This is a genomic window from Exiguobacterium sp. Leaf187 (assembly GCF_001423925.1).
Taxonomy (GTDB): Bacteria; Bacillota; Bacilli; order Exiguobacteriales; family Exiguobacteriaceae; genus Exiguobacterium_A; species Exiguobacterium_A indicum.
In genome coordinates this window covers 40,351-57,147 of sequence record NZ_LMPR01000014.1, presented here as the reverse complement: position 1 = coordinate 57,147, position 16,797 = coordinate 40,351, and the positions used below count along the sequence as shown (strand labels likewise).

Genomic DNA, 16,797 nt, shown 5'->3' with positions numbered 1-16,797 from the left:
CCTGTGCTGTTAAAAAAAGGCTGGACTTCCCGACGGAACTCCAGCCTTCCCTCTTGCTTATAGTCCGAACGGATTGAGTGGACGACTGCCGTAGTACGACAAGATACTTTTTGTTTCCGTGTACAGATCAAGCGTCTCGATACAGAGTTCTCGACCGAAGCCCGATTGTTTATAGCCACCAAACGGTGTACCCGGGAAGGCAGAGAACGGACAGTTGACCATGACGATGCCGGCTTTGATTTGATTTGCGACACGTGTCGCTTTCGCGCCGTCTTTTGTCCAAACGGCTGATCCGAGTCCAAACGATGTATCGTTTGCTAGACGAACTGCTTCTTTTTCATCTTTGAACGGCATGACGACGACAACCGGTCCAAAGATTTCTTCATTGACCGCTTTCATCTCGTGTGTGACGTCCGTGATGATCGTCGGTGCGTACCAAAATCCTTTTTCGTATCCTTCTGGTGCTGTCGCGTGACCTCCTGTGACGATCGTTGCGCCATCCGCTTTCGCCGACTGGACATATCCATCGATGACGTCGACTTGTTGTTGGTCGATGATCGCTCCAACGTGTGTTCCTTTATCGAATGGGTTACCGAGGACGAGTTGTTTTGTCTTCGCGACGAACTGTTCCATGAACGCTTCGTAGATCTCTTCGTGGACATACAGGCGCGAGCGCGCTTCACACGATTGACCGCTGTTATAGAAGATCCCGAATAACGAACCATCAACGGCTGCTGTCACATCCGCGTCTTCAAAGACGATGTTCGGTGATTTCCCACCGAGTTCGAGTGTGACTCGTTTTAGCGTCTCGGACGCACGTCCCATGATGTCTTTACCGACTGGCGTCGAGCCCGTAAAGGCGACTTTATCGACGTGAGGATGCTCGACGAGATGGTTGCCGATTTCGCGTCCGGATCCCGGGATGACGTTGACGACACCTGCTGGTACACCAGCTTCTAGACAAATCTCACCGAGAATGATCGCTGTCAACGGTGTCAATGTCGCTGGTTTGACGACGACCGAGCAACCGACTGCGATTGCTGGTGCGACTTTCCAAGCTGCCATCATTAACGGATAGTTCCACGGAATGATTTGTGCACAGACACCGACCGCTTCTTTTTCCGTGTAGTTATGGAATTGTCCCGGTACGTTATTGACGACACCACGGTGACCGACGATCGCACCCGCATAGAACTCAAAGTCTTCAATCGCTTGCGTGACTTGTCCTTGCGCCGCTGCCAGTGATTTCCCTGTATCAAGAATCTCCAGTTCGACGATTTCGTTGAAGCGGGAACGCATGATGCTCGCAACCTTATTCAAGACTTGTGCCCGACGCCCGACCGGCCACATCTTCCACTTCCCGTGATCAAACGCATCGCGTGCCGCTTGAACGGCGCGATCGGCGTCTTCTTTCGATGCTTTTGCGACTTCCGCGATCACTTCGCCTGTTGCCGGATTGTATGTTTTGAACGTCTCGCCTGTTGCACCCTCGACTTGTTCGCCGTTGATGAGCAAATGATAGACGGACCGTTTCATTTCAAGTGTTTTTTCATGTACTGTCGACATTGTATTCACTCCTGTTCCTGTTGATTGAAAATCGGTGATCGTTTTTCGAGAAATGCTTGCATGCCTTCTGTTTGATCGGCTGTCGCGAACAAGAGATAGAAGTTACGGCGTTCGTGCTCCATCCCATCCTGTAACGATAAATCAACGGCTTTGTTTGCTGCGTCCTTGATCAGTCGCAACGCCATGCTCGGTTGATTCGATAACCGCTCTGCCATCGCCAGCACCGTCGCTTCGACATCAGCCGTCACCCGGTTGATGATACCGAGTCGTTCCGCTTCCTCTGCCTTCATCCGGTCTCCGGTGAAGAGCCACTCGAGCGCTCGCGTCCGACCGATGCATTTCGTCAAGCGCTGCGTCCCGCCTGCTCCTGGCATGACGCCGAGTCCGACTTCCGGAAATCCGAACTGTGTCTCGGGATCGGCGTAGATTAAATCACAAGCGAGTGCCAGTTCAAAGCCGCCGCCAAGGACGAAACCGTGGACACCCGCGATGATCGGCTTTTTGATTCGACTGATCCGGTCCCAGTCTGCGAACGGATCGAGGAGTTCCATCGAGATCGGTGTCGCCTCGAGCATCTCCTCGATATCGGCGCCCGCTGAGAACGATTTTCCGTTTCCGGTCAAGACGATGACCGTCACCCGTTCGTCTCGGTCGAATGTCTCCATCGCCTCGACGATTTCCCGGACCATCGTTCGGTTCAGCGCATTGTATCGTGCCGTTCGGTCGAGTCGAATCCGACCGATCCGATCGACCATTTCCGTCTTAACGTACTGTTGTGTCGGCATGGACATCTTCACCAATCATCAATGTGACGAGATCCCCCGCAAAGCTCATCAAGTCTTTCCCGGACGCTTTTCCTTCGAGCGAACGCATGCCTGCTTGCATCGCTTCCTGACTTTCATAGACCATCTCGCACATCAAGTAATACTTTCCGTCCCCGCCCATCGGTGAGCCGACGATTTTCGTGACATTCATTTCTTGTAGTCCTGGAATTTTTGCTGTCAATGGACCATGGACCTCAAAGTAGTGCTGATCGAATGCTTCCTTGTTTTCTGGGTGTTTGTACAGTGCGATTAATTTTGCCATCTTGATTACCTTCCTTCACATGAGAGTAGAGACGGGTTTCATCGCCTCGAATGGATTTTTACACGATTTACAGTAGAGAATACTTCGACATGCTGTCGGTCCGAATAAGTTTTCCATCGTCACATACGTCGATCCACAATACGGACAGTCAATCTCCCACTTCCCTTGCTCAAACCGAGGAGGAGCGATACCGAATTCCTTCAATCCTTGCATGCCTTGTTCCGTGATCCGGTCTGATGTCCACGGTGGATCAAACCGGAACTGGACGTCGACCTGTTCGACATTTGGAATCACCTGCAAGGCAGATTCGGTGTTTTTTTTAATGATTTCAAGCGCCGGGCAACCGAGGAACGTCGGGAGAAGCGTGACGCGCACCAGGTAACCATGCTCCGTCGCTTCCGCGTCCATCGTCTCGACCATACCAAGATCTAAAATACTGACGCTATCAATTTCCGGATCCTTCACCCCGTTCAGGGCTTCCCGGATTGCATCCTGGAGTGTCGTCGTCATGCTTCCCTCTCCTTTCACCACGTCGCGGTCTGATCAATCAAGTAAACTTCTCCGAGTGTCGCAAGCGCGTCATTCAAATCTTCCGTATGATCGCCGTCCCGCCCGTTACGCGTCATCTGCATTTCCGGAAGCGTCACGTTCAATTCGACGAGTAACGGTGTGATCGTCTGATACCAACGATCGAGTAAAATACCTTGCCCTTCGATCAACCGCATCTCTTCGATCAATTGACCGTGTTCGCCATAATCGAACATGTCACCGAAGTCATAGAGGACTTTTTCTAAGGCTGCATCCATCTTCTGTCGCGCCGTCTCCGTCGATTGATAAAGCTGGGTAAACCACGTTTGCCAGTGCAGCAAATGATAGTACAGCTCCATGTTGATCTTGATGGCAGCCGTAGCGAGTGGCTCATAACTGCTCGACTTCAAAGCATCAATCCGGATCTTTTTCGCGACCGTGTAGCAATAGTTCCGTACGACGGCGAATGCCCAGTCATATTCAGGCTTCTCCATGTAGTAGCCAGGTCCGTTGACACGTTCGACGAGAATCGAATTCTTTCGTTCATGCGCCAGTCGGACATGAGCTAATGCATCAGCATTTCCTTCGCCAAGTTCTTCGAGAAGTTGGTAATACATCGCCGCGTGTCCCATCGAATCTTGCGCAATCGACGACGAAGCGACGTCCTCTTCGATATGCGGTGCGAGTCCGAGCCATTCCGAACCACGATACGCGTAAAGGAAATCATCATCCGCGAGTTGATAGAGTAAGGAAGCGAGTACCGTCCGTTCTTGTTCAGTCATTTGGAATCGCCTCCTTGCCAAGACATGATCTCTTTTTCATCGAGCATCTGTTGCTCGTAATGACGCCATTTTTTCTTCAAGTAGCCGTACCCTTTCGTCGTCCGGTAGTCCTTATTATCAAGGCGTTGTAACATCTGCTTCTCATCGGGTGATAAACCACGGATATCTTCGCGTTTAACGACCCAGATGTCGACGACCGGTTCCCGGCGCATGAAGTTTTCTTGCGCCATCAACAGTGCCATCTCCTTGTTCGGAGCGAGCAAGCTGAATTGATGGGTGAACGCCGCGTTCGGCGTCCGTTTGCTAAAGACTTCGAATTCGTGATAAAACGTCTCGTTCATCGTGCTTTCCCCTCTCATGCCTTCGTTTCAGCGAGTGCATCCCGTACCCAGGCGTTATTTTCATAAGATGTCCGGCGCAGATCCAGTCGCTCTTTCGAACGTGGTCCTCCCCCTTGGATGATTGTCTTGAATTTTGTCCAGTCTGGCTGCGCATATTCCCATTGCCCTGTCTCTTCATCAAAACGTAACGTCGGGTCTGGAATGACGAGTCCGAGTGAACGAATCCGTGGCACGTACTTCGTAAAGAAGTTTTGTCGGAGCTCTTCATTCGTTTTCGTCCGAATCTTATAAGCGATCGTCACGTCCTGTTTTGATGTCCCGGTCGTCTCTTTCGAGGCTGGTCCAAAGAACATCAACAAGGATTCCCACCACTCATCCAGTGATTCCTGAATCATCGCCCGCTGTTCCGGTGTTCCTTCCGCGAGTGCCATGATGATCGACTCTCCGTGTTGCGCATGGAAGACCTCTTCCGCACAGATTCGTTGCAAAGCCCGTGCGTAAGGACCGTACGAAGCCCCGAGCATGTTTGTCTGCGTGATGATCGCCGCACCATCGACGAGCCAACCGATCATCCCGGCATCGGCCCATGATCGCGTCGGCATGTGGAAGACGTTGTGGAACTTCAATCGTCCTGTGAACAAATCATCCATCAAATCCCCGCGTGTCTTGCCATACGGTTTCATCAAATCCTCGACGACACGAAGCAACAGTTGTCCATGCCCCATCTCATCCTGGACCTTCGCCATGATGCCGAGCTTCCGGCGAAGTGATGGTGCTTTTGGAACCCATTCTTTTTCCGGAAGCGCACCCATGATTTCACTGATACCATGCATCGAAATCAATTTAATTAGCGTGTCCCGGTAAAAATCAGGCATCCAGTCATCGGCTTCGATCTTTTCACCTTGCTCGATTCGTTCCTTAAAGCGTGCTAATTTTTCTTCTTCCGTCAGTTGGACGGGTTCGAACAGTTGTGTTGCATCATACATGCTAGTTCCTCCTTTGAATCAGACGAGTGATGTCGAGCGTCGATCAACGATCCGAACGGCTTTCCCTTCCGATCGTGGTAACCCTTGGTGCGGGTGACAGACGAGATCAATGGAAATGAGGCATTCCGACTTGATGGCGTCACATATCGAACGCATTTGTCGCTCCGAGATGTTTTCGAATTCGATATGTAGCTCAACGGCATCGAGTCCTGCTTTACGCACGAGATGAATTTGATAATGCGGTGTCACGTCCGGCTGTTGGAGTAAAACCCGCTCGATTTCTGACGGGAAGACGTTGACCCCTCGGATAATCAGCATGTCGTCCGTTCGCCCTTTGACACGTGACATCCGTGTCGTCGTCCGACCACAAGCACACGCTTCGTGCGTGATCGATGCTAAGTCACCTGTCCGGTAACGAATGATTGGAAGCGCTTTCTTTTTCAAGCTTGTAAAAACGAGTTCCCCGACCATGCCATCTGGTACCGGTTCCCCCGTAACGGGATCGACGACTTCCGTAATGAATAAGTCATCCATGATATGCAGACCTGCCTGCTCCTGACATTCCATCGCGACACCTGGTCCCATGATTTCACTGAGTCCATAAATATCGAATGCCTGTAGATCAAAGGTCTGTTCGAGTGTCTGACGCATCTCTTCCGACCATGGTTCAGCTCCGAAGATGCCGTAACGCATGCTTGTCTTTCGTGGATCGATGCCCCGTTCGATCATGCGCTCTGCTAATCGCAAGATATAAGAAGGTGTCCCACAGATGCCATCCGGTCGGAAATCCTCGATCAATGTGATTTGGCGATCCGTATTACCGCCGGAAATCGGCAAGATTGTCATACCTAGTTTTTCAGCACCTGCATGAAGACCGAGTCCACCTGTGAACAGTCCGTAGCCGTATGCATTGTGCAACAAGTCGGCTGATGATCCACCGGCTAAGACTAAGCTACGTGCCACGGCACCTGCCCAGTCGTCTAAATCTTCTTGCGTATACCCGACGACGGTCGGTTTACCACTCGTACCAGACGAGGCGTGAATTCGGGTGACCTGTTCTCGTTCGACGGCAAATAGCCCGAACGGATAATGATCGCGTAAATCTTGCTTGCATGTGAACGGAAATTTTCGTAGATCTTCGATCGTTTGAAAATCATGTGCCGTCATCTGCAATGTCTGCAGACGTTCTTGATAGAACGGGACGCGCGTGACGTGTTCCATCGTTTGACGTAATTGCTCCATCTGCAGCTGCTCCCGCGTTTGCGCATTCATCGTTTCGTGATGTTGATCGTACATACCTGCACCTCCTCATCATGTATACAATAATTAAACGGTCGTTTATTTTTAGTTATACGTTTAACGTACGATACGTTCACAATGTTGTCAATCTTGTTTTGTTAAATGCCCCCAAACGATTCTCACTTTATCACTTCAACGCACTTTATCAGTAAATCAATTGGCTTATAAAGCTATTTTTCATGATCGAGAGTCTTTTTTTGGAAAATATTTCTGAAATGATTTGCTCATTTTGTAACGGGTTGATAAAATATCGTGTGACAAGTGTTATACTATTTTTGGTAAGACCACTTGATTGAATAAAGATTCGGTGTTGTGAAAGGGGATCACGATGAAACTAGGATTAGCTGTCGGGGATACAGCAGAGATTCAAGCGGTCGTCTCAGAAGATATGTTTGCACGATTTGAAGGTCAGCTCGTTCATCCTGCATACTCCACCGTTTCGATGGTTTATCACATGGAATGGGCAGCACGTCAACTGATTTTGCCTTACTTAGAAGCTGGTGAAGAAGGTGTCGGGGGTGCAGTTTCACTGAAGCATCTTGGTATGGCAGCTGAAGGAACACGATTGATCGTTACCGCTACAGTAACTGCGATGACATCACGTCGCGTTGATGCTAGCATCGAAGTCCGAGACGGACAAACGATCATCGGTACAGGGGAAGTCACACAATTCATTTTAGAAAAAAGCCGGATTCAAGAAAAATTACAAAATAACGTTCCAACAAAATGAAAGCGCTTACTTATATTTGATAGAGGAGGACTCTACTATGAACATGTTAAATCCATCTACAAATCCAACGCTCTCGATCATGGAAAAAATCGCGGGTCACGAACAAGTCGTCTTTTGCAACGATCCTGTCTCGGGGTTACAAGCCATCATCGCGATTCACGATACGACGCTCGGTCCTGCTCTCGGCGGATGTCGAATGGCGCCTTACGCTTCTGTTGATGAAGCACTCGACGATGTGCTGCGTTTGTCACGCGGTATGACGTATAAATGCGCTGCCGCTGACGTTGATTTCGGTGGTGGTAAAGCTGTCATCATCGGTAATCCAGCGACGGATAAATCACCGGAGCTTTTCCGTGCTTTCGGTCGCTTCGTCGATTCGCTTGGTGGTCGGTTCTACACGGGAACAGACATGGGCACGACGATGGATGATTTCGTCCATGCTAGCCGAGAAACATCACGGATCGTCGGCATTCCGGAAGCATTTGGTGGTAGTGGTGATTCATCGATTCCGACGGCTGAAGGTGTCGTTTACGGGCTTCGAGCGACGATCGAGACGCTCTTCGGTTCAGACGACTTAAGTCGGGCAACCTATGCGATCCAAGGACTCGGAAAAGTCGGCTTTAAGGTCGCAGAACAACTGTTGCTCGCAGGGGCGACGATTTATGTCTCTGACGTCAATGAAGCCGCACTCGCAGCAATCGTAACCCAAGCTGAAATGGCTTCTGGCACGGTTCGCGTCGTCTCGCCTCACGAAATCCATCTGACGGATGCTGATATTTTTGTTCCGTGTGCATACGGTGGTGTCATTCACGCCCAAAATATTGCTCTCTTACCGTGCAAAGCCATCTGTGGTTCGGCGAACAACCAACTCGCGGAAGAACAACTTGCTCACGTCTTGATGGATCGCGGCATCTTATATGCCCCAGACTATATCGTCAATGGTGGTGGTCTGATCCAAGTAGCAGACGAACTCTATGGAGCGAATCATGAACGGGTTCTCTTAAAGACACGCCACATCTACGACGCAGTGCTCGAAGTCTTCAAGGAGTCGCAAGCAGAAAACATCACAACGGTCGAAGCGGCGAACCGGATGTGTGAAAAACGGATGCAGATCCGAGCGAAGCATAACAACATTTTCACGAACACGACAAAACCAAAATGGGATATCCGTAACCACTGAAGGAGGGACTGACATGGAGCAACATTTTCCGATTCAACGCATCATCGATGAAGAAGGTCGTCTCATCGACGCATCAAAAGAACACGATCTGACAAAAGAGCTCGCCCTCACCCTGTATGAACAGATGCACCGAATTCGGACGTTCGACCGGAAAGCGATTAACCTACAACGTCAAGGTCGCCTCGGCACTTATGCACCGTTCGAAGGACAAGAAGCCGCTCAAGTCGGTAGTGCACTCGCGTTGTCCGATCAAGACTGGTTATTTCCGACGTACCGGGATCATGGTGCGACATTGACGTTTGGCGCTGACATGGTTCGGACGCTGCTCTACTGGAACGGTCGTGTCGAAGGTTGCGTGCCATCTGAGAAACACATCTTCCCTCCTGCCGTTCCGATTGCGACGCAAATTCCGCATGCCGTCGGCGCCGCGTGGGCGGAAAAACGAAAAGGTACGACGAACGTTGCGGTCGCCTACTTTGGTGACGGGGCGACGTCTGAAGGTGACTTCCACGAAGGGATGAACTTCGCCAGTGTCTTCCAAGCACCGGTTATCCTCTTCAACCAAAACAATCAATTCGCGATTTCTGTTCCGATCGAAAAACAGATGCATTCCGAGACGATTGCACAAAAAGCGATCGCCTACGGGATGCCAAGCGTCCGGATCGATGGGAACGATGCATTTGCCGTCTATTTCACGATGCAAGCAGCCGTTGCGCGTGCCCGTTCTGGCGGTGGACCAACATTGATTGAAGCCGTCACATGGCGATTTGGTGCGCATACGACAGCAGACGATCCAACGAAATACCGGGATCAAGCTCGCTCGCGTGACCGGGTCGATCCGCTCGATCGACTTGAACAGTTCTTAAAACATCAAGGCTACTTTGACGAAACCTGGATGCAACAGCTACAGGAACGGCACCAGGCAGAAGTCGAAGCGGCAGTAACTGCGATGGAGCAATTCAAGGCACCAGACGTCAATGATCTGTTCGACCATACGTACGCGACCTTACCGGTTGATGTCCAGCAACAAAAAGAAGCGTATCTGCTAGCAAGGGGGAAATGAGATGGCAACACCAATCAATCGTCAAACAGAGATGACACTCGTTCAAGCTGTCACGGATGCCCTGCGGACAAAATTGTCGGAGGATGAGACGACACTCGTCCTTGGAGAAGACGTCGGAAAAAACGGTGGTGTCTTCCGAGCGACGGACGGCTTACAGGAAGAGTTTGGGGAAGACCGGATCGTTGATACACCGCTCAGTGAAGCCGGCATCGTCGGTACGTCGATCGGTCTTGCCATCAATGGCTTTAAACCAATCGTCGAGATTCAATTTCTTGGCTTCATCTACCCTGCCTATGAACAAATCATGACGCACGTCTCCCGGATCCGGATGCGGACGATGGGACGGTACAGTGTACCGATGGTCATTCGTGCGCCTTATGGTGCCGGCATCCGGGCACCGGAAATCCATTCCGACAGCACGGAAGCACTCTTTACATCGATGCCTGGTCTCAAGGTCGTCTGTCCGGCGACGCCATACGATGCAAAAGGGTTATTGATTGCTGCGATTGAAGATCCAGATCCCGTGTTGTTCCTTGAGTCGATGCGCAGTTATCGCTCATTCAAAGAAGTCGTACCGAGCGAATCGTATACCGTTGAGATTGGAAAAGCACGCTACGTCAGCGAAGGAACAGACGTGACGTTGATCGCCTGGGGGGCAATGGTTCAAGTAGCTCAAAAGGCAGCAACGGCTGCACAGGAACGCGGCATCTCTTGCGAAGTCCTCGACTTACGGACGCTCTATCCGCTCGACCGGGAAACGATCGCTACTTCCGTTCAAAAGACAGGTCGTGCCGTCATCGTGCATGAAGCCGCAGCGATGGGTGGTCTCGGTAATGATCTCGTGACGTTGATCAACGATACGGCGTTTCTTTATTTACGGGCACCGATTGCCCGCGTGACCGGTTTTGATGTTCCGGTCCCGCTGTTCGCCCTCGAAGACCATTACATTCCGACGCCAGAACGTGTCCTTGCGACGATTCAGCGTACGGTCGAGTTTTAAGGAGCTGAATGCCATGATCGAAGTTAAATTACATGATGTCGGTGAAGGAATGACAGAAGGTGAAATCGCCCATTACCTCGTTCAAGTCGGAGACCATGTCACGACGGATCAACCGGTCGTCGAGGTCGCGACCGATAAGATGGTCGCCGAACTACCGGCTCCCGTCTCCGGAATCGTCAAGGAAATCATCATCCCGGTCGGTCAGACGGTGCAAGTCGGTACGACGTTATTGCACATCGAAGCAAGTAACGCTTCCGACATGCCAGTCGCGGTAACACCTGAAGCGTCGCCCGCTCCCGAACCAGCATCGGTTGCTGTCACCGCCCCACCTGTTCAAGTTTCTCCAGCAAAACGGGTCCTTGCGACACCATATACACGAAAAATCGCTCGTGATCACGGGATTGATATCGAAACTGTCATGGCTTCCGATCCATCAGGTCGCGTCTCCGAGGACGATGTGCTTCGCTTCGTCCAGACTGCTACTGCTCCACAAGAGACAGCTTCGCCGATCATTAAAGAGGTCACGTACCAACAAACCTTACCGGAAACGATTCCGTTCCGCGGCATTCGCAAGCAAATCGCGAAAAAGATGACCCAGTCGCTGTACACGATTCCCCATGTCACTCACTTCGAGGAAGTCGACATGACGCGTTTGCTCGCACTACGTGCCGAATGGAAAACAGCTGGACGAAACATCAACGTCAACGCCTTCTTCATTAAAGCCTTGATTGTTGCCTTAAAAGAGTATCCTGTCTTTCATGCCAAACTCGATGAAGCAAATGCATGTATTCGATTAGAGCAGGATTTCCACTTTGGCATGGCAACCGAAACACCGGACGGGTTGATGGTTCCGGTCATCCGTCATGCCGATCAGCTCTCACTGACGGAACTGCATGAACAATTGGTCGCGTTGCAACAACGTGCTCAAAACGGTGCCTTGCGCGCAGCGGACTTAAAACCAAGCACTTTTACGATGAGTAATGTCGGTCCGCTCGGCAGTACGGGAGCAACACCAATCATCAACTATCCGGAGACAGCACTGATTGCCTTCCATAAGACGAAAAAACGAGCCTGTGTCGATGAGAATGATCAAATCGTCGTTCGCTCGATGATGAATTTGTCGATGTCGTTCGATCATCGTGTCGCAGACGGGGCAACGGCTGTTGCCTTTACGAACCGATTCGTGTCACTGATTGAACATCCGACTACCCTACTTCTGGAGTTGATCTAACATGGTTGTTGGCGAACTTACACAAGAACGGGATCTTCTGATCATCGGTGGAGGTCCCGCAGGTTATACGGCAGCGATCCGTGCTGCACAAGGCGGTCGAAACGTTACATTGATTGAACAAGCTGAACTCGGTGGACTTTGTCTGAACCGAGGCTGTATCCCGTCCAAGGTCTATGCGCATGCGGCAGAAGAGATGTTACGCTTGCCGCATCTTGAAGACCTTGGATTCACCGCCCCTGCTGTCCATGATTTCAGTAAACTGAGTGCTTACCGGAATCGTGTCGTGCAACAATTACGTCAAGGAGTGGTCGCCCTCTGTCAGGCGAACCAGATTGAGCATATCACTGGTGCAGCCTCCTTCCTGTCAGAGGACCGGATCGGCGTCGAGTCGGGACATCAGTTCGATACGTACCGGTTCCAGGACGTCATCATTGCGACCGGCAGTCACAGCATCCAACACGAGGAATCGTGCCGCTTGAATGCCGAACAGCTTTATCAACTCGAGCAACTACCAGAGAGCTTATTGATCATTGGATCTGACACGCTAGCACTCGAAGCGGCCGCCTGTTTCCATGCACTTGGGACAGAGGTGACGTTGTTCGCGGATCAATTGCCACTCGAACCAAGCCTTGAAAAGGAACTGAAGCGGACATTCAAAAAACAAAAAATCCGTCTCGTGTCGGATGTCGTGACACGTATCGAGGCTTCATCGGACGCGACCGTCACCGTCATGAAAAACGGAGAAGAAGTCGCCTATCAGGGTGCCTATCTGTTCCAGTCCCTTTCCCGGATCCCGAACAGTTTGACACTCGGTCTCGAACGGATTGGTGTGACGCTTGCAGAAGACGGGACGATTCTAGTTGACGTAAATGGACGAACGAATCAACCCCACATTTACGCAATCGGTGATGTCACACCGGGTCCACAGCTCGCCATCCGTGCGATTCATGAAGCGAAGCGAACGGCAGCCCACTTGTCTGGTCAAGACGTCGATCCGACGACACCGTATTATCCGACGGTTCTACGAACCTTCCCACCGATTGCTTCGATCGGGATGACGGAACAAGAAGCGGTCGAAGCCGGACATGCTGTTCAGAGCGGACAGTTCCCGCTGAATGCAAACGGAGCGACGACGATCGAAGGTGGTAGTGGATTCGTCAAGGTCATCGCTGACGAGCAAACATCACTGATCCTTGGTATTCACATGATTGGGGACGATGCTCATCGTCTCGTCGGACAATTCACCCAAGCACTGGAACTGACAGCAAAACGGGAAGATCTCCTCTTCCCTGTCATGGCACATCCGAGTCGAAGCGAAGCCTTGACGGAATCGATGGAAGCCTTATTTGGTCAATCGATCCATCTTCCACCACGTCAACAGGTCGGATCGCGCGCGTAATCCAAAAAAGGTGCCTCTGCGTCAGAAGCACCTCTTTTGGATTCATCACTTCATTTCGCGTAGAAAGGAAAACATGTCATGGAACTGTACTTCACTCGTTTGCACTGGAATACGCATACGTTTCCGGTCGCTGCTACAGCAGATGGTCTCTGTTATGTTGGCGCTTGGGATGAACCGGAGGATGTATTCGACGACTGGTCGCGGAAACACTTCCCCCGAGCCGATCGGATTGCTTCTGATACCGCGCTTGCCCCGTATACGGAACAGCTACTGGCTTATCTGAATCAACAGTCGACGACACTGTCCTTTCCAATCGCACCAGTCGGTACCCCGTTCCAACTTGAAGTCTGGCATGCTCTACGCGCGGTACCGTACGGTCAAACCGCCACCTACTCCGATATCGCGGAACGTCTCTTTCGACCGAACGCGACTCGCGCGATTGGCACAGCAATCGGGAAAAATCGATTACTGCTCGCGATTCCGTGTCACCGGATCATTGGCAAAAAAGGCGATCTACTCGGCTATCATGGCGGTCTGAATATGAAGCGGACACTACTCGCGCTCGAGCAACGCCTCTGATTCTCGTCCCTCTTCGCTGAAAGATAGAGCGAACAGAATCCCGAACGGGTCGCGGACTTGCGCATACCAACCTCCAAAGTCTGCTACCGCAAGGGGTGTGACGATTTGACCGTCTGTCGTTAATTGCAGATACACTTGCTCGAGCTCTTCAAGCGACGTAAAAGTCAACAACAGATGGAGCGAAGAAGAGGTATTCGGTGCGTCACTCTCGTCCCAGAGCATCAATTCAAACGCCCCATTGGATAAATGCGCGTGGTAGACGGTATCTCCTGCTTCATCCATTATGATACGCCGACGTGTCATCGCAAATATGTTTTCGTAGTACACGATCGCCTGCTTGGCTTGTCCCGAAAAAACGAGACAAGGAGTAGCGGCATACTGCATGGAAAGCCCTCCTTTCATTATGGTTTAGTATCACCTTTCGCACTTTTCTTCCCGATTTCCTTCTATACACAAAAAGCCCCACTTTCCTGTCCAACCGAACATGGAAAATGGGGCTTCTTCTTCGAATCCATTAAGACACTACACCAAAGCGATAAGCTGTTTTCCAGTGATAGGTCTCACCTGGTGACAACAAGATTGATGGAAAATCAGATTCATGGACTGCATTCGGATGCACTTGTGCTTCAAGGCATAAACCAAGTGATGGTCGAGCAGTAACACCATGAACCGTATAATCGGTCAGCAGTTGCGTTCCGGTATAGAGTACGACTGCAGGTTGATTCGTTGTCACGTCGACGAAACGACCGGATACCGGATCTTCAAGTCGAAGTGTGTCATCCCGCAATACGAAGGGATGATCATAGCCATTTCCAACAGCAATCGTCTCGGGATGATCAAGCGTAATCCCATCACGAATCGACTGACCGTTACGGAAATCAAACGGGGTTCCGGAGACATCCCGTTGTTCCCCTGTCGGTAAGCCGTCTGGCTGGACCGGTAAGTAGCAGTCGCTTGGTAACGTCAAGACGTGATCTAGCACGTCTCGCTTTGCATTTCCCGATAAGTTGAAGTACGTATGGTTCGTTAGATTGAGGGGTGTCGTCTGATCCGTCACGGCTGTCATCTCAAGCGTCAATGTCGTTCCCTCTAATCGATAATGCACGTCGAGTGTGACCGTTCCCGGATACCCTTCTTCTCCATCCGGACTGTTCAAACGCAAATGAAACAATGTATCCGTCGCTTCGATGACATCGAACCATGCTTGATCGAATCCGTGAATCCCCCCATGCAGATGATTCGCACCGTCGTTTGCGACGAGCGGATAGACCTCTTCCGCTACTTCGAAGCGTGCCTGTCCGATTCGACCAGCGACGCGTCCGACGATTGCCCCGAAGTAAGGCGAGTGCTGTTGATACTCTTCTACCGTCTCAAGACCGAGGACGACACTTTCCAAATGACCATCCCGATCGGTCGTCCGGATATTTTGGATGATGCCACCGTAGTTCCAGAGCGTCACTTCGATGCCTTCCTGACGTAACGTATGTCGGATCAATTCTTTCTCAAGTAGTTGTGTCATCGTTGTTCCTCCACCGGTTGGCGCGTCACGAGTTGAACGAATCGTCCGAACGCCGTCTGACCTTCTTCCGTCTGTTTAAAGACGCCACAGTCTTCGAGACCACGTACGAATTTCGCAGCGACTGCTTGCTCGACGTACATTGTGACATCTTGACCGTCATACGCTTGTTTTAGTTCTTGCGCCCAGTCAGCATGAGCGACAGCTACTTCGTCGACTTCACCTGTAATGAACTGTTCGACCTGTTGCAACTCTTGGAGCAGGCGTGCCGGTAAGACCGCCAGTCCCATCACTTCGATCAAACCGATATTTTCCCGCTTGATGTGGTGAATATCGGCATGCGTATGGAAAATACCGTCCGGATGTTCTGCTGACGTCCGGTTGTTCCGTAAGACGAGATCGAGCTCGAATTGTCCATCACGTTGACGGGCAATCGGCGTCACTGTATTGTGTCGCGTCTCACTAGTATGTGAACGGATCTCTTGACTCTCATCCGTATACGTCAACCACGTCTCATAAACGGTCGTCGCAGCATCGAGTAGTGCCGACGCATCTTCACTCTTCAGACGCAACACACTCAGTGGCCAGTGTAAGGTTTCGCCAGTGACTGTCGGCTGATCCGGGAACGTAAAGGATGTTAATGCGTTTGCCCGGTCCATCGCAAACGTATAGCGTCCACCTTGATAATGATCATGCGTCAGAATCGATCCACCGACGATCGGCAGGTCTGCATTCGAACCAGCAAAGTAATGTGGGAACTGCTCAACGAAGGCGAGCAGACGTGCAAACGCATCCCGATTGATGACCATGTCACGATGTTCCTGCGACAAGATGATGCTATGTTCGTTGTAATAGACGTATGGTGAATACTGCAATGCCCACGATTCTTCCGTCAGTGTCAACGGAACAATCCGGTGGTTCGCACGGGCTGGATGATTCGCACGCCCCGCGTAGCCGACGTTTTCGACGCACAACAGGCAGGTCGGATAGTTCGACGTCGTCGGTACCTCCGTCCGAGCTGCCGCAATTTCACGTGGATCTTTTTCCGGCTTCGATAAGTTGATCGTGACATCAATCGTCCCGTAAGCCGTCTCCGCTTGATAACGTTTATTCTTAGCAATTCGTTTTGTTTGGATGTAGTTACTCGCTTGGCTGAGTTGATAAAAGTAATCCGTCGCCGCTACTGGTGATTCAGCGTACAGACGCCGGAATGTCGCTGTCACGTCAGACGGACGGGCGACGAAGACATCCATCACGTCTGCAGCAAACTGTTCTTTATCCTCAAGGCGCGCCGGTAGCTGTCCGCTTGTGATCAACACTTCAATCATCTCATCCAAAATATCCGGAATTGGACGTGATGGTACGTCTGCCTGTTCTTCATAATCGGCTTGACCAATTTGTGCTAGAATTCGATTTCGGGCATAGATCGCATCTTCCGGTTCAATCAAGCGTTCCTGGATTGCTTGCGCTACTAACTGTTGGATGAGTTCATTCATCGCCGTCACTCTCCT

The 16,797-nt window shown here is 51.1% G+C and carries 18 protein-coding genes; 7 read left to right on the top strand and 11 right to left on the bottom strand.

The annotated features are described in order from the left end of the window. Positions 1–57: 57 nt before the first annotated feature. The 8 genes from ASF99_RS16670 to ASF99_RS16635 are packed head-to-tail and all read right to left on the bottom strand — an operon-like array spanning position 58 to position 6,585. Positions 58–1,566: an aldehyde dehydrogenase family protein gene (locus ASF99_RS16670; RefSeq protein WP_055970164.1), complete on the bottom strand. Its 1,509-nt coding sequence runs from the start codon at positions 1,564–1,566 to the stop codon at positions 58–60. 5 nt (positions 1,567–1,571) lie between these two features. Continuing rightward, the gene (locus tag ASF99_RS16665) at positions 1,572–2,351 is read right to left on the bottom strand and encodes an enoyl-CoA hydratase/isomerase family protein (protein ID WP_023466997.1); all 780 of its coding nucleotides are present in this window, start codon (positions 2,349–2,351) and stop codon (positions 1,572–1,574) included. Next, positions 2,329–2,652: an EthD family reductase gene (locus ASF99_RS16660; RefSeq protein WP_023466996.1), complete on the bottom strand. Its 324-nt coding sequence runs from the start codon at positions 2,650–2,652 to the stop codon at positions 2,329–2,331. Before ASF99_RS16660 ends, ASF99_RS16665 begins: the two co-directional genes overlap by 23 nt. A 15-nt stretch (positions 2,653–2,667) precedes the next feature. Next, positions 2,668–3,162: a 1,2-phenylacetyl-CoA epoxidase subunit PaaD gene (paaD, locus tag ASF99_RS16655; protein ID WP_035399031.1), complete on the bottom strand. Its 495-nt coding sequence runs from the start codon at positions 3,160–3,162 to the stop codon at positions 2,668–2,670. Positions 3,163–3,176: 14 nt separating this feature from the next. Next, positions 3,177–3,962 carry a 1,2-phenylacetyl-CoA epoxidase subunit PaaC gene (gene paaC, locus ASF99_RS16650; RefSeq protein WP_055970161.1) on the bottom strand — a complete coding sequence of 262 codons (786 nt, stop codon included), beginning with the start codon at positions 3,960–3,962 and terminating at the stop codon, positions 3,177–3,179. Then, positions 3,959–4,303 (bottom strand): 1,2-phenylacetyl-CoA epoxidase subunit PaaB, encoded by a 345-nt coding sequence (gene paaB, locus ASF99_RS16645; protein ID WP_023466991.1) that lies wholly within the window; start codon positions 4,301–4,303, stop codon positions 3,959–3,961. Before paaB ends, paaC begins: the two co-directional genes overlap by 4 nt. Before the next feature lie 14 nt (positions 4,304–4,317). Further along, positions 4,318–5,289 carry a 1,2-phenylacetyl-CoA epoxidase subunit PaaA gene (gene paaA, locus ASF99_RS16640; protein WP_023466990.1) on the bottom strand — a complete coding sequence of 324 codons (972 nt, stop codon included), beginning with the start codon at positions 5,287–5,289 and terminating at the stop codon, positions 4,318–4,320. Positions 5,290–5,307: 18 nt separating this feature from the next. Next, a complete protein-coding gene (locus tag ASF99_RS16635) occupies positions 5,308–6,585 on the bottom strand; it encodes a phenylacetate--CoA ligase family protein (RefSeq protein WP_055970158.1) in 1,278 nt (425 codons plus the stop codon). 331 nt (positions 6,586–6,916) lie between these two features. Here ASF99_RS16635 and ASF99_RS16630 point away from each other — a divergent pair, with 331 nt between their 5' ends. The 7 genes from ASF99_RS16630 to ASF99_RS16600 all read left to right on the top strand — a co-directional run bounded on the left by ASF99_RS16630 (position 6,917) and on the right by ASF99_RS16600 (position 13,770). Then, positions 6,917–7,318, top strand: a complete 402-nt coding sequence (locus tag ASF99_RS16630; protein WP_023466986.1) for a thioesterase family protein — start codon at positions 6,917–6,919, stop codon at positions 7,316–7,318. Between the two features lie 37 nt (positions 7,319–7,355). Next, entirely contained in the window at positions 7,356–8,498 is a 1,143-nt protein-coding gene (locus ASF99_RS16625) for a Glu/Leu/Phe/Val family dehydrogenase (RefSeq protein ID WP_055970155.1), read from the top strand. 13 nt (positions 8,499–8,511) lie between these two features. Then, complete coding sequence (gene pdhA / locus ASF99_RS16620; RefSeq protein ID WP_055970153.1) at positions 8,512–9,561, top strand: pyruvate dehydrogenase (acetyl-transferring) E1 component subunit alpha; 1,050 nt, start codon at positions 8,512–8,514, stop codon at positions 9,559–9,561. Position 9,562: 1 nt separating this feature from the next. Beyond that, positions 9,563–10,561 carry an alpha-ketoacid dehydrogenase subunit beta gene (locus ASF99_RS16615; protein ID WP_055970149.1) on the top strand — a complete coding sequence of 333 codons (999 nt, stop codon included), beginning with the start codon at positions 9,563–9,565 and terminating at the stop codon, positions 10,559–10,561. 13 nt (positions 10,562–10,574) lie between these two features. Then, the gene (locus ASF99_RS16610; RefSeq protein WP_200934670.1) at positions 10,575–11,792 is read left to right on the top strand and encodes a dihydrolipoamide acetyltransferase family protein; all 1,218 of its coding nucleotides are present in this window, start codon (positions 10,575–10,577) and stop codon (positions 11,790–11,792) included. A gap of 1 nt (position 11,793) precedes the next feature. Continuing rightward, on the top strand, positions 11,794–13,191 hold the full coding sequence (locus tag ASF99_RS16605) for a dihydrolipoyl dehydrogenase family protein (protein ID WP_055970146.1): 1,398 nt from the start codon (positions 11,794–11,796) through the stop codon (positions 13,189–13,191). A 78-nt stretch (positions 13,192–13,269) separates the two neighbouring features. After that, on the top strand, positions 13,270–13,770 hold the full coding sequence (locus ASF99_RS16600; RefSeq protein WP_055970144.1) for a methylated-DNA--[protein]-cysteine S-methyltransferase: 501 nt from the start codon (positions 13,270–13,272) through the stop codon (positions 13,768–13,770). On the opposite strand, the gene ASF99_RS16595 is transcribed toward ASF99_RS16600, so the two are convergent. The 3 genes from ASF99_RS16595 to ASF99_RS16585 all read right to left on the bottom strand — a co-directional run bounded on the left by ASF99_RS16595 (position 13,744) and on the right by ASF99_RS16585 (position 16,782). After that, the gene (locus ASF99_RS16595; protein ID WP_055970142.1) at positions 13,744–14,154 is read right to left on the bottom strand and encodes a VOC family protein; all 411 of its coding nucleotides are present in this window, start codon (positions 14,152–14,154) and stop codon (positions 13,744–13,746) included. The genes ASF99_RS16600 and ASF99_RS16595 overlap by 27 nt on opposite strands. A gap of 130 nt (positions 14,155–14,284) precedes the next feature. Beyond that, a complete protein-coding gene (locus tag ASF99_RS16590) occupies positions 14,285–15,289 on the bottom strand; it encodes an aldose epimerase family protein (protein WP_055970140.1) in 1,005 nt (334 codons plus the stop codon). Continuing rightward, complete coding sequence (locus ASF99_RS16585; RefSeq protein ID WP_055970138.1) at positions 15,286–16,782, bottom strand: UDP-glucose--hexose-1-phosphate uridylyltransferase; 1,497 nt, start codon at positions 16,780–16,782, stop codon at positions 15,286–15,288. Before ASF99_RS16585 ends, ASF99_RS16590 begins: the two co-directional genes overlap by 4 nt. Between the last annotated feature and the right edge of the window lie 15 nt (positions 16,783–16,797).